Source organism: Streptomyces lunaelactis (genome assembly GCF_003054555.1).
In the GTDB taxonomy this organism is placed as follows: domain Bacteria; phylum Actinomycetota; class Actinomycetes; order Streptomycetales; family Streptomycetaceae; genus Streptomyces; species Streptomyces lunaelactis.
Genome location: NZ_CP026304.1, coordinates 6,762,815 through 6,775,785, shown reverse-complemented (window position 1 = coordinate 6,775,785; position 12,971 = coordinate 6,762,815). Strand labels below are relative to the sequence as shown.

Annotated in this window: 12 protein-coding genes; 4 read left to right on the top strand and 8 right to left on the bottom strand. The window is 70.1% G+C overall.

Features of this window, described 5'->3' with window-relative positions:
- Positions 1-25: 25 nt before the first annotated feature.
- Entirely contained in the window at positions 26-1,252 is a 1,227-nt protein-coding gene (locus SLUN_RS31070) for an MFS transporter (protein ID WP_108153270.1), read from the top strand.
- A 14-nt stretch (positions 1,253-1,266) separates the two neighbouring features.
- On the opposite strand, the gene SLUN_RS31065 is transcribed toward SLUN_RS31070, so the two are convergent.
- A complete protein-coding gene (locus tag SLUN_RS31065) occupies positions 1,267-2,628 on the bottom strand; it encodes a GH1 family beta-glucosidase (RefSeq protein WP_108153269.1) in 1,362 nt (453 codons plus the stop codon).
- A 101-nt stretch (positions 2,629-2,729) separates the two neighbouring features.
- Between SLUN_RS31065 and treZ the strand changes: the two genes are divergently transcribed.
- Positions 2,730-4,475, top strand: coding sequence for a malto-oligosyltrehalose trehalohydrolase (gene treZ, locus SLUN_RS31060; RefSeq protein WP_257153822.1), 1,746 nt, complete (start codon positions 2,730-2,732; stop codon positions 4,473-4,475).
- A gap of 22 nt (positions 4,476-4,497) precedes the next feature.
- Here treZ and SLUN_RS31055 read toward each other — a convergent pair whose 3' ends face one another.
- The 3 genes from SLUN_RS31055 to SLUN_RS31045 all read right to left on the bottom strand — a co-directional run bounded on the left by SLUN_RS31055 (position 4,498) and on the right by SLUN_RS31045 (position 7,377).
- On the bottom strand, positions 4,498-5,619 hold the full coding sequence (locus tag SLUN_RS31055; RefSeq protein WP_108153267.1) for an aminopeptidase P family protein: 1,122 nt from the start codon (positions 5,617-5,619) through the stop codon (positions 4,498-4,500).
- 39 nt (positions 5,620-5,658) lie between these two features.
- Entirely contained in the window at positions 5,659-6,630 is a 972-nt protein-coding gene (locus tag SLUN_RS31050) for a DUF1444 domain-containing protein (RefSeq protein ID WP_108155036.1), read from the bottom strand.
- A gap of 96 nt (positions 6,631-6,726) precedes the next feature.
- Positions 6,727-7,377, bottom strand: a complete 651-nt coding sequence (locus tag SLUN_RS31045; RefSeq protein ID WP_108155035.1) for a nucleoside/nucleotide kinase family protein — start codon at positions 7,375-7,377, stop codon at positions 6,727-6,729.
- A gap of 58 nt (positions 7,378-7,435) precedes the next feature.
- On the opposite strand from SLUN_RS31045, the gene SLUN_RS31040 reads away from it, so the two are divergent.
- Both SLUN_RS31040 and SLUN_RS31035 read left to right on the top strand, forming a co-directional pair.
- Complete coding sequence (locus SLUN_RS31040) at positions 7,436-7,825, top strand: VOC family protein (protein WP_108153266.1); 390 nt, start codon at positions 7,436-7,438, stop codon at positions 7,823-7,825.
- Positions 7,826-8,001: 176 nt separating this feature from the next.
- Positions 8,002-9,261 (top strand): ABC transporter substrate-binding protein, encoded by a 1,260-nt coding sequence (locus SLUN_RS31035; protein WP_108153265.1) that lies wholly within the window; start codon positions 8,002-8,004, stop codon positions 9,259-9,261.
- 16 nt (positions 9,262-9,277) lie between these two features.
- Here SLUN_RS31035 and SLUN_RS31030 read toward each other — a convergent pair whose 3' ends face one another.
- The 4 genes from SLUN_RS31030 to SLUN_RS31015 are packed head-to-tail and all read right to left on the bottom strand — an operon-like array spanning position 9,278 to position 12,901.
- Positions 9,278-10,030 carry an ABC transporter ATP-binding protein gene (locus SLUN_RS31030; protein WP_108153264.1) on the bottom strand — a complete coding sequence of 251 codons (753 nt, stop codon included), beginning with the start codon at positions 10,028-10,030 and terminating at the stop codon, positions 9,278-9,280.
- Between the two features lie 4 nt (positions 10,031-10,034).
- The gene (locus tag SLUN_RS31025) at positions 10,035-10,925 is read right to left on the bottom strand and encodes an ABC transporter ATP-binding protein (protein ID WP_217501754.1); all 891 of its coding nucleotides are present in this window, start codon (positions 10,923-10,925) and stop codon (positions 10,035-10,037) included.
- A complete protein-coding gene (locus SLUN_RS31020; protein ID WP_108153263.1) occupies positions 10,915-11,907 on the bottom strand; it encodes a branched-chain amino acid ABC transporter permease in 993 nt (330 codons plus the stop codon). The genes SLUN_RS31025 and SLUN_RS31020 overlap by 11 nt, the downstream gene beginning before the upstream one ends.
- Before the next feature lie 13 nt (positions 11,908-11,920).
- Positions 11,921-12,901, bottom strand: a complete 981-nt coding sequence (locus SLUN_RS31015; RefSeq protein WP_217501755.1) for a branched-chain amino acid ABC transporter permease — start codon at positions 12,899-12,901, stop codon at positions 11,921-11,923.
- Positions 12,902-12,971: the final 70 nt, after the last annotated feature.

Below are 12,971 nucleotides of genomic sequence, written 5' to 3'. Positions count from 1 at the left end.
CCCCCGAGCTGATGGCGAGCGGCCGATGAAGACGGACGAACCGGAAGCCGGTCCCCGCACCCGCGTCGGCGGCGCCTGGGTATCGGGTCTCGTACTGGCCAACTTGGGCCTGTACATGGCGTTCCTGACCCCGATTCAGGTGCTGCTCGCCGAGCAGATCGACGAACTCGACCCCTCGGGCAAGGAGGTCGCCCTCGGCTGGGCGACCGGTGTGGGCGCGCTGGTCGCCGTCGTCGCCAATCCGCTGGTGGGCGCCCTCTCGGACCGTACGGGAGGGCGCTTCGGCCGTCGTCGCCCCTGGATCCTGGGCGGGGCGGTGCTCGGCGCCATCGGTCTCGCCGTCACCGCGGCGCAAACGACGGTCATCGGGGTGGCGCTCGGCTGGTGTCTGGCGCAGCTCGGCCTCAACGCCATGCTGGCCGGGACCAATGCCGTCGTGCCGGACCAGGTGCCCGTGCGTCAGCGGGCAGCGGTCTCCGGGTTCATCGGGATCCCGCAGACGCTGGGGCTGGTCGTCGGCGCGCTCCTTGTGACCATGGTGGTGACGGGGATCGCGGCGGGCTATCTGCTGCTGGGGGCGCTGGTGGTGTGCTGCGCGCTGCCCTTCGTACTGCTGACGCGCGACCCTCAAGTGCCGCTCCCCGCACGGGAGCCGGTGCGGCTCAAGGACTTCTGGGTGAGTCCGCGGGCGCATCCGGATTTCGGCTGGGCCTGGCTCACCCGCTTTCTGGTGATGCTCGGGAATGCGATGGGCACGCTCTATCTGCTGTATTTCCTCAAAGACGCGGTGCATTACCCGGACCCGGACGAGGGCGTGCTGATTCTGACGCTTCTCTACACGGCTGGCGTGGTGGTGACGGCGGTGGCCGGCGGGGTGGTCTCGGACCGGCTGGGGCGGCGCAAGGCGCTGGTGGCGGTCGGTTCGGTGGTGATGGCGGTGGCCTCGCTGCTGCTCACCTTCTGGCACACCTGGCCGGTGGCGATGGGCGCGGCAGCGCTGCTGGGCCTCGGCTTCGGGGTCTACATCGCCGTCGACCAGGCGCTGATCACCCAGGTGCTGCCGGAGGCCGGCGACCGGGCCAAGGATCTGGGCGTCATCAACATCGCCAATTCGGCCCCCCAGGTCCTCGGCCCGGGGCTGGCCGCGCCGATCGTGGCGTACGCGGGCGGGTACGCCGGGCTGTATCTGACGGCCACCGTGGTGACGGTCCTCGGCGGGGTGCTGGTGTGGAGGATCCGCTCAGTGGCCTGAGATCAGTGCCCTGATCAATGCCCTGACTTCTGGGCGGCGATGGCGTCCCGGTACCAGGCGTACGACGCCTTCGGCGTGCGCTTCAGCGTCTCGTAGTCGACGTGGACGAGACCGAAGCGCTGGGCAGCGCCCTCGACCCATTCGATGTTGTCGGTGAGCGACCAGGTGAAGTAGCCGCGGACATCGACGCCCGCGTCGATCGCCTCGTGCAGCGAACGCAGATGACCGTCGAGGAAGTCGATACGCCGCTGGTCGTCGAGACCGTCGTACGAGCAGCCGTTCTCGGTGATGTACACCGGCGGGAGCTTGTCGCCGAACCGGTCCTTGAGCAGCACCAGCAGCTCGCGCAGTCCGTCGGGCACGACCGCCCAGCCGAAGTCCGTGCGCTGCTCGCTCTCGGTCTCCCGGATTCCGAAGGGGAGTTCGGCGGGCAGCCCGACGCCTGCGAAGTCGCCGAGGGCGTCCTTCGACGGGGCGCCGACGACCATCGGCTGGTAGTAGTTCACGCCGTACCAGTCGAGCGGTTCGGAGATGACGGCGAGGTCCTCGGCGACCGGTCCCGGCATCAGGGCGGCGAAGTTCTCGTCGGGGTAGCGGCCGGTGAGGATCGGGTCGGCGAACATCCAGTTGGTGATCGTGTCGTAGAGCTCCGCGCCGAACCGGTCCTCCTCGCTCGTCCCCGCGGTCCATACCGGCGAGTGGGAGACGGCGAGGCCGATGTTCGCGGCGCCCGCCGCACGCAGCGCCTGGACGGCGAGTCCATGGGCGAGCAGCTGGTGGTGGGCGGCGGGCAGCGCGTCGAAGAGGAGCCGCTTGCCTGGCGCGTGCTCGCCGAGCGCGTAGCCGAGCAGGGTCACTTCGGCCGGTTCGTTGATGGTGATCCACATCGGTACGCGGTCGGCGAGCCGCTCGGCGACGACGGAGGCGTACTCGGCGAAGCGGGCCGCCGTGTCGCGGTTGAGCCAGCCGCCCGCCTCGTCCAGCGGCAGCGGGGTGTCCCAGTGGTAGAGCGTGGGCGCGGGGGTGATGCCGTGGGTGCACAGCTCGTCGACGAGCCGGTCGTAGAAGTCGAGCCCGGCGGTGTTCGCCGGGCCGCTGCCGCCGGGGACGACGCGCGGCCAGCTCACCGAGAAGCGGAAGGCATCCGCGCCGAGCCCGGCGAGCAGGGCGGCATCCTCGCGGTAGCGGGCGTGGAAGCCGGTGCCGCGCGAGGCGTCGGCACCGTCCTTGATCCGGCCCTGGGCGGCGAAGGCATCCCATCCGGAGGGCCCCTTGCCGTCGGTGTCGGCGGCTCCCTCGGTCTGGAAGGCGGAGGCGGACGCGCCCCAGAGGAAGCCGGGCGGGAAGGCGGGCAGCGGCGGCAGCGTCGTCGACATGGTTCGTGACCTTAATGGCCCAAGGACACGTCTTCCAGACCCCGATCTTGCCAGGATGGGGTCGACATCGACGACGGGCATCGACGACGAGGGGACCGCCAGTGCTGTTCGAGGTGTGGGCACCGCAGGCCGAGGAACGGGTCGCGCTGTGGCTGGAGGGCGAGGAGCTGCCCATGGAGCGCGCCGAGGAGCGTGCGGGCTGGTGGAGCACGGAGGCCGAGGCGGCCGAAGGGGCCCACTACGGCTTCGCGCTGGACGGCGGGCCCGTACTGCCCGATCCGCGCTCACGCCGGCAGCCCTCCGGACCCGACGGAATGAGCGCAGTGGTCGACCCGGGCGCCCATGCCTGGCGGCACGACTGGCCGGGCCGGGGGCTCGGCGGCGCGGTCCTGTACGAGCTGCACGTCGGCACGTACACCCGCGAGGGCACGCTGGACGCGGCGGCCGAACGGCTCGGCGAGCTGGCCGAGTTGGGGATCACGCATATCGAGCTGATGCCGCTGTGCCCCTTCCCCGGGGTGCACGGCTGGGGCTACGAGGGGGTGTCGCTGTGGGCGGTGCACGAGCCGTACGGCGGGCCGGAGGCGCTGCGGCGCTTTGTCGACACGGCCCACGGCCATGGTCTCGGGGTGGTGCTCGACGTGGTCCACAACCACCTCGGCCCGTCCGGGAACCACCTCCCCTCCTTCGGCCCGTACTTCACCGAGACCCACCACACCCCGTGGGGCGCGGCGGTCAACCTGGACGCCCCCGGCTCGGACGAGGTCCGCGCGTATCTGCTGGGCAGCGCGCTCGCCTGGCTGCGCGAACACCGGCTCGACGGGCTGCGCCTCGACGCGGTGCACGCCCTCGCCGACACGCGGGCGCTGCCCTTCCTGGAGGAGCTCTCGGCCGCCGTCGACGCGCTCTCCGCGGAGCTCGGGCGTCCGCTGTTCCTGATCGCCGAGTCGGATCTGGGCGATCCGCGCACGACGACGCCGCGCGAGGCGGGCGGCCTCGGTCTGCAGGCCCAGTGGAACGACGACTTCCACCACGCCCTGCACACCGCGCTGACCGGTGAGGCCCAGGGCTACTACGCCGACTTCGCCACCGCACCGCTTGCGGCGATCGGCAAGACCCTCACCCGCGGTTTCTTCCACGACGGTACGTATTCGAGCTTCCGGGGCCGTACGCACGGCCGCCCCGTCGACGTGACGCGAACCGCCGCACACCGCTTCCTCGGCTATGCCCAGACCCACGACCAGGTCGGCAACCGGGCACTGGGCGACCGGCTCTCGGCCACCCTCTCCCCCGGGCTGCTGGCGTGCGCGGCCGCGCTGGTACTGACCGGTCCCTTCACGCCGATGCTGTTCATGGGCGAGGAGTGGGGCGCCCGCACGCCCTGGCAGTTCTTCACCGACCACACCGACCCGGAGCTCGCCGAGGCCGTACGCACGGGCAGACGGAGGGAGTTCACGGCCCACGGCTGGGCGGCGGAAGAGATTCCCGACCCGCAGGATCCGCTCACCACGGAGCGCTCGTGCCTGGACAGGTCCGAGCGGGAGCGGGAGCCGCACGCCCGGCTGCTGGCCTGGCACCGCGAGCTGATCGCCCTGCGCCGTACGCAGTCGGATCTCACCGATCCGGATCTCGCGGCGGTGAACGTGGCGTACGACGAAGAGGCGCGCTGGCTGGCGTACCGGCGCGGCGACGCGCGGATCGCGGTCAATCTCGCCAAGGAGCCGGCCGTGATCCCGCTGGGCGGCGGGGGCAGGGTGCTGGCGGCCTGGGAGCCGGTCCGGGCGCCCGGCGCGGACGGCCTGTTGCACCTGCCGCCGGAGTCCTGTGCCGTCCTGGCGGACGGCTGAGCACCTTCCCCTGCGGACCCGGCTACTCCACGATCGCCATCTCGCGCGGGGTGTTGTTGAAGCGGAGGCCGCCGTCCTCGGTGACCGTGACGATGTCCTCGATGCGGACACCGAAGCGGCCGGGGAGATAGATCCCGGGCTCGATCGAGAAGCACATGCCGGGAACGAGCGGCTGCTCCTCGCCCTCGATCATGTACGGGGGTTCGTGCGTGGTGACACCGATGCCGTGGCCGGTGCGGTGGATGAAGTTCCTGCCGTACCCGAACTCGGTGATCACCGCGCGCGCCGCCCGGTCCACCTCCTGGCAGGCCACCCCCGGCCGGACGGCCGCGAAGCCGGCCTGCTGCGCCTCCCGTACGACGTCGTGGACTCGCTGCTCGGCGACAGACGGCTCGCCGACATGGACGGTACGGGTGGTGTCGGAGCCGTAGCCGTGCTTCAGGCCGCCGAAGTCGAGGACGACCATGTCGCCGTGGAGGATGGTCCGGTCGCCCGCCTCGTGGTGCGGATTGGCGCCGTTCGGTCCTGAGCCGACGACGGTGAAGTCGACCTGGGAGTGCCCGGACTGCCGGAGCAGCGCGGCGAGATCGGCCGCGACCTCGCTCTCCTCGCGCCCGGCGAAGGGCACCTTGAGGATCTCGCGGTACGTGTCGTCGGCGGCGGCCCCGGCCGCTTCGAGCCTGGCCAGCTCCTGCGCGTCCTTGACCGCGCGCAGCATGGGCAGCGCCTCGGTGAGCGATACGTGCGAGGTGCCGGGCAGCGCCCGCTGGAGTCCGATGAGGTGCATCGCCCAGGCGTTGTCGCTGACGCCGAAGCGCCCCTGCGCGCCAAGGAGCGGCGCGGTGACGGCGTACGGATCCGTGCCGTCGGTCCAGTCGCGCAGGGTGAGCGCGGGCGCGCCGGTTGCCTGTTCGGCGTCCGGCGCCTCCAGGGTGGGGACGACGAGAACCGGGTCCCGGCCGGGGGTGAGCACGAGCAGCGTGAGGCGTTCGGTGGGCACCGGCCGGTAGCCGGTGAGGTGCACCAGATCGGGGCCGGGCGCGACCAGCAGTCCCGCGAGCCCCGCGTCGGCGGCGGCGTCGGCGGCACGGGCCATACGGGCCCGGTAGTCGGCAGCGGTGAAGGGCGCGGGCGTGGTGGGCATGGCTTCATCCTCCCTGTACGAAAGGCTCCGCGCGAGCGCTCAGGCGTCGTCGCCGCGGTCGTTGTTCTCCTGCGCGACGAGCCGCTCGAGCAGCTCCTGGAAGTCGTCGCCGACCACGATCCGCAGACCATCGCCGTCCTCGTCGCGGTCGCTGAGCTGAGTGAGCGTGCCGTCGCGCCACCAGTAGACGTACGGGCTGATGGCACCGGGGGTGTCGGTGTAGCCGGCCGCGGCGAACGAGGCCATGGCGCTGAGCGCGGAGATCATGCCGGTGTCGTGGATGGCGTGGAAGGCGAGCTGGTGCCGGAAGGGCATCGCCACGAGTGCGCCGTCGGCGGTGAGCTCGTCTCCGGTGACCTGCCGCACGACGGCGTCCAGCGCCAGGACGCGGCTGGCGGTGTAGAAGGAGTCGCCGAGTACCACCTCGAAGCGCATGCCCTCGGAGTCCTTGACGGTCTCGTGGCCCTCGACAGGCAGTCCCCTGAGGTTGTAGAGCGCCTGGTCGCGCAGGTACCGGAGGTCGCCGAGCGGTTCCAGGGCCTCGTCCGTGAGCATCATGACGCTCTCCGGGAGGTCGAGCGCGAGGATTTCGTACAGGCCGGGGGCGAGGGAGCGCGCGTAGGCGAAGTTCTCGGGGTTGAGCCCGTCGGCGCCGACGACGCGGGGGTAGAGCTGGGCGCGGATCTGCTCGGTCGGCAGGGTGTCCAGCGCGGAGGGCGCGTCCATGGTGCGCAGCACCATTCCGACGTGCTGCCGCACCACTTCGGGCCAAGCGCGGGGCCCGCGCTCGTCGTTGTGGCAGACGGCGGCGAGATTGGCGAGCCCGAACTGGCGGCCTTCGCTGTCGGACACCACATCGGCGTAGACACTCACCTCGAGGCCCTTCTCGGCGAAGGCCTCCCGCACCTGGGCGCGGAAGCGTGCGCCCTCGGCTTCCGAGAAGAAGGAGAACTCGGGGTCCCGGGGTGCATCGCGTCCGTCGCGCTTCGGCCCTCGCCGGAACAACCCCACGTCTACCGCCTTCCGCATACGCGAATCAGGACCCGATCAGGACCTTGAGCGTACCGACCGGGTCCGAGCGGGCTACAGGGCCTGTGACCACGCGGGCTACAGCGCCTGGGTGACCACGAAGTCGGCGCGGTTGCGGCCGCGTGCGACCAGCCGGGCGTTGCGCTCGTCGGAGTCCTGGACCCAGCGCTCGGCGTACGCCCGCTGCTTGCCGTACCGCACATGCCGGTCGACGAGGCGGCGTACGCGTACGGCGTCGTCGATCTCCAGGTACCAGACCTCGTCGAGGAGGGGGCGGACCTGCGCCCAGGGGCCTCCGTCGTGCAGCAGGTAGTTGCCCTCGGTGACGACGAGGGGGATGCCGGGGTCGACCGGAATGCTGCCGGCCACGGCTTCCTCCAGGGCGCGGTCGAAGGCGGGTGCGTAGACCGTGCCGCCCGGGGCGGGGACGCGCAGCCTGGCTAGCAGGGCGGCGTACCCGGCGGCGTCGAAGGTGTCGGGTGCGCCCTTGCGGCCGGCGCGGCCGAGGCGGGCGAGTTCGGCCTGGGCGAGGTGGAAGCCGTCCATGGGGACGAGGACGGCGAGCCCGTCGAGGGCGTCGACGAGATGGGCGGCGAGGGTCGTCTTCCCGGCGCCGGGGGCTCCTGCGATGCCCAGGATGAGCCGGCGGCCGGGGACGGCGAGCTCGCGGGCGCGGTACAGGAGGTGCGGTGGGTACTGCGGTCGTGGCGGGGGCGGCGGCGCATGCATGGTGCGCATTGTTCCATCGCGTTGCCGCTTGGCGAGTCATACGTATAACGTGGTCCGTATGTCGTACATCGCCCTGGTCACCCTTGTCGTCCGTGACTACGACGAGGCCATCGCCTTCTACACCGACGCCCTCGGCTTCGAGCTGATCGAGGACACCGACCGCGGGGACGGTACGCGCTGGGTGGTGGTCCGCCCGCGCGGTACGGGCCATGGCTCGGCGCTCCTGCTGGCCCGCGCCAAGGACGACGTCCAGCGCGCGAGCGTGGGCGCGCAGGCGGGTGGGCGGGTCGGCTTCTTCCTGCACACCGGGGACTTCGCGGCCGACCACGCGCGAATGACGGCGGCGGGCGTCCGCTTCCTGGAGGAGCCGCGACACGAGCCGTACGGCTCGGTCGCGGTCTTCGAGGACCTGTACGGCAACCGCTGGGACCTGCTGCAGCCCAAGTAACCTACGGACACGACCGCATCCGGCCGGCCGGCCACGAACGTTGACGATTCACCCTTCTCGGCGTCACCGCCTCCTCCGCTCCCCAACGAGGCCTGATCGTTCTACTCTCTTTACATAGGGCGGGCGGAAGGCCGGCCTGTCGACCCACCGCCAGCCTCCACTGCGAGGAGGCCGACATGAAAACGTCGATACGACGGTCCGCGATCTTCACAGGCGCGGCCATACTCCTGCTGACCGCATGCGGCACGAGTGGCAGTGCTCAGTCATCGGCTCCCGGAAAGGACGACGACGGCCAGCTCAAGCTCGGCTACGTCCTGCCGGAGACGGGACAGCTGGCCTTCCTCGGCCCGCCGATGATCCAGTCGACGAATTTCGCGATCAAGACCATCAATGACGCCGGTGGTGTGCTCGGCAAGCCGATTCCGAAAGTGGCCGGTGGTGACGAGGCTGGCCAGGAGGCCGTGGCGGCACAGTCGGCGGACCGGGTACTGAACACGGGTGTCGATGCGATCATCGGTGCCGCGGCTTCCGGGATGTCACTGGCGATCATCGACCGGGTCACCGGTGAAAGTGTCGTCCAGTGCTCCGGGTCCAACACCGCACCCACGTTCACCGACTACGACGACGGCGGGTTCTACTTCCGTACCGCGCCGAGTGACGCCCTCCAGGGGCCGATCCTGGCGAAGACCATCCAGGGCGACGGCCACAAGCGCGTGGCCCTGGTCGCGCGCGCCGACGACTACGGAAAGGGGCTGCTGGACTCCACCAAGAAGGCTCTGGAGGACGGCGGCGCGACCGTGACGGTCGCCGAGACGTACGACCCGAAGGCCACGAACTACGACCAGCTCGTGCAGCAGGTCAAGAACTCGAAGCCGGATGCCGCCGTGGTGATCGCCTTCGAGGAGGGCACACAGATCCTCCAGGGCATGATCGAGGCAGGACTCGGGCCCCAGCAGATCGGTCTGTACGGAACCGACGGGCTGCGGAGTGAGGAACTGCCTGCCCTCGTCGCCCCGGGCAAGCCCGCCACGCTCGCCGGGATGAAGGGGACGGCTCCGGCATCGGCGTCCAACCCGGAGTACGTGAAGGCGCTGAAGGCGTTCGCGCCGACTCTGAAGGAGCTGCAGTTCGCACCGCAGACATTTGACTGCGTGACGACCATCGCGCTCGCCGCGGAGCAGGCCAAGTCGGACGACCCGGGCAAGTTCGTCGACGAGATGATCGCGGTCACCAAGGACGGCGAGAAGTGCAATTCGTTCGCCGCCTGCAAGGAGCTGATCGCCGACGGCAAGGACATCGACTACGACGGTGTGAGCGGTCCGCTCGACTTCACCGACGCCGGTGAGCCCGGCCAGGCGACGATCGAGGTGTACACGTACGACGCGAAGGGCCAGCTGCAGACAGTGAGCACCGAGGTGAGCAAGGGTCAGGAGTGAGGGAGGACACCGGAGTTCAGCGGACGCGGGCGAGCGTGCCGAGGTACAACTCGATCACCTTCGGGTCGTGCAGCAGACCCATACCGGTGCCGGTGTGGGCGTTGCGGCCCTGGTCGAGTACGTAGCCACGGTTGCAGATCTGCAGGCACCTGCGGGCGTTCTGCTCGACCATGAGCACGGCGACGCCCGCGCCGTTGATCTCCTTCACCCGGTCGAACACCTGGTCCTGGAAGATCGGGGACAGTCCCGCCGACGGCTCGTCGAGCAGCAGCACCTGCGGCTCCATCATCAGTGCCCGGGCCATGGCGAGCATCTGCCGCTCACCGCCGGACATCGAACCGGCCTTCTGTTTCCGGCGCTCGGCCAGCAGCGGGAAGATTTCCTCCACCACCGCGGTCCGCCGTACAAAGCCCTTGGGCCGCAGATAGATGCCCATCCGCAGGTTCTCCTCGACGGTCAGTGCGGGGAAGACGTTCTGCAGCTGGGGTACATACCCGACGCCCCGGCGGACCAGCTCGTGCGCGGGCCGGTTGGTGACCTCCTCACCGTGCAGCCGCACGGTCCCGCCGCGCACGCGCAGCAGACCGAAGACCGTCTTGATCAGCGTCGACTTTCCGGCGCCGTTGGGGCCGATCACACCGATCAGCTCACCGGGCCGCACCTCGATGCTGCAGCCGCGCAGCACATCGACGCCCGGCACATATCCGGCGACGATCGCGTCGGCCACCAGCACAGGCCCTTGCTCAGGCCCATTACCGTTCTCGGGCATGGGGTCACGTCTCCTCGCCGGTCGCTTCGGGTTCGTCGTGCCGCTTGCCGAGGTAGGCGTCCACGACGGCGCGGTTCCGGCCGATCGTGTACGGCGGTCCCTCGGCCACGAGGCGGCCGCCTGCCATGACGGCCACCCAGTCGCTGATGCCCATCACCACGTCCATGTCGTGCTCGACGAAGCACACGGTCAGCCCCTCGTCGCGCAGCGCGGTGATGTGACCGAGCAGTGACTGGGTCAGTGCGGGGTTCACCCCGGCCATCGGCTCGTCCAGCAGGAGCATGACGGGGCGGGCCATCAGCGCGCGGGCCAGTTCGAGCAGTTTGCGCTGGCCGCCGGAGAGGGTGCCCGCGTACTCGTCACGCAGCTTGGTGAGCCGGAAGCGGTTCAACAGCTCGTCGGCCCGGACCACGATCTCCCGCTCCTGTCCGCGCCACAACGGCCGCAGCAGCGCGGGCAACAGCCGCTCGCCGCGCTGCGCGGTCGCCGCGAGCAGCATGTTCTCCAGCACGGTGAGCCGGGCGGGGGTCCGGGTGAGCTGGAACGTACGGACCATCCCGTAGCGGGCGATCCGGTGCGGCGGGCGCCCGCTGAGCGGCTGCCCGTCGAACGACCACTCACCGCCGTCGGCCCGGTCGAACCCGCTCACCACATTGAACAGCGTTGTCTTTCCCGCGCCGTTGGGCCCGATGAGCGCGGTGATGGTCCCGCGCTGCACCTCCAGATGCTCGACGTGCACGGCGACGAGACCACCGAAGGTGCGGGTCACGTCGTCCAGGACGAGCAGAGGGTCGGGCTTGCGCACACCGGGCACGGGCTCGAGCTCACGCGCGGGCTCGGGCACCGGCACTGGCTCGGGCTCGGGCGCGGCCGGGGGCTGCGGATCAGCGGCCACTGAGCAACATCTCCTTCCGGCTGCCGAGGATCCCCTGCGGTCTGAACGCCATGAGCAGGATCAGGGCGAGCCCGACCAGGGCGAAGCGGACGGCGCCGATCTCCGACGTGCTGATCAGGTCGGACGAGATGTAGCCGGCGTCGATGGCCTGCCGCAGTGCGCTGTCGATGAAGGTGAGCACGAACCAGAAGAGGATCGAGCCGACGACGGGGCCGAGGATCCGCCCGGCACCGCCCAGCACGAGCAGGGTGTAGAGGAAGAAGGTGACGGCCGGATCGAAGCTGTCCGCGCTCACCGACTGCACCTGGATGGCCTGCAGCATTCCGGCGACCCCGCCGAGCACACCGCCCAGCACGAGGCTCGTCATCTTGTACGCGTACACGTTCTTGCCGAGGCTGCGTACGGCGGTCTCGTCATCGCGGATGGACCGGATGACACGGCCCCACGGGCTGTGGATCAGCAGGGCGAGCAGCACCCCGACGATCACCACCAGGCCCCAGGCGACGATCATCACCCACAGGTCCCGGGCGCTGAACTCGACCGTCCAGAAGCCGTACGTTCCGCGTGGGATGGGGTTCAGGTCGTAGAAGTCATTGGCGAACCGCTGGAGCCCGAACACACCGCCGGTGGTCGGCTCGGCCCAGCTGGACCGGTAGAACAGCCGTAGCGTCTCCCCCGCGGCGATCGTGGTGATCGCGAGATAGTCGGCCCGCAGCCGCAGGGTCGGCAGACCGAGCAGCAGTGCCAGCACGACCGCGGAGGCCAGTCCGACCAGGACGCCGAGCCACATCGAGCCGCCCCACGTCACGACGGTGATCGCCAGCCCGTAACCGCCGACGAGCATGAAGCCGACCTGGCCGAAGTTCAGCAGCCCGGTGTAGCCGAAGTGAAGGTTCAGGCCCATGGCGGCGATCACGTAGATGGCGGCGATAGGGCCGATGCCGGAGCGCAGGGCGTCGGAGAGGATGACATCGAAGTCCATGGCACACCACCCCTCAGCCGATGCGTTCGCGGTGGCCGAGGATGCCCTGCGGCCGGACGAGAAGGACGATGATGAGCGTGAGCAGCGCCCACGCGTACTGCAGGTCGACCGGGAACCACAGCGTGGACATCTGGGCGACGATGCCGATGACGAGGCTGCCCACCATCGCGCCGTACGCGGAGCCGAGACCGCCGAGGATGACTCCGGCGAACATGAGCAGCAGCAGCTTGAAGCCCATGTCCCAGGTGACGATCTCGACCAGTCCGAAGAAGACCCCGCCGAGGGCGGCGAGCGCACCACCGAGCATCCAGACGAACGATACGACCCGCTGCACATCGATGCCCGAGGCCTCTGCGAGGTCGCGGTTTTCGGAGACGGCCCGGATGGCCGTGCCGATCCGGGTCCTCTGGAGCAGCGCGGCGACACCGAGCAGGGTCGCCACCGAGAGCAGGGTGACGGTGAGATCCCGTGGAGTGATGCCCACCGGGCCGAGGTCGTACGCCTTCTGGATGTCGTACTGGGCAAAGGAGCCGGGCCGGGTTCCGTACAGCACGAGCACGATGTGCCGCAGCAGCAGCGACAGGCCGATCGTGACGATGAACATGTTGATCAGACCCGTGCCGCGGGCCCGCAACGGCCGCCAGAGGCCGCGGTCGATGCCCAGGCCCAGCAGGGCGCCGAAGGCCACGGAGACGATCGCGGCGGGGATCAGATGCCAGCCGGGACCGGCCGGCGAGACATTCAGGAAGAACGCGAACGTGGCGCCGATGGTCACGAGCTCGCCGTGCGCGAAGTTGATCAGGTGGATGGTCCCGAAGATCAGCGAGAGTCCGACCGCGCAGATCGCGATGATGACGCCGAACTGAATACCGTCGAGCAGCGCCTGCAGGAAGCGCGCGCCGAACCCCGGGCCGTGCGGGACCTCCTCATCCTGCGCCGACGCGGTGACCGAGGGGAGCATCACCAGGAGCAGGGCGAGTGCCGCTACCAACATCCGCTTGTGTCGCACGGTCCTCCCGGTCTGTCCTGACCAGCCTCTGTTACTCAGTGTAAGCATAGTTCAG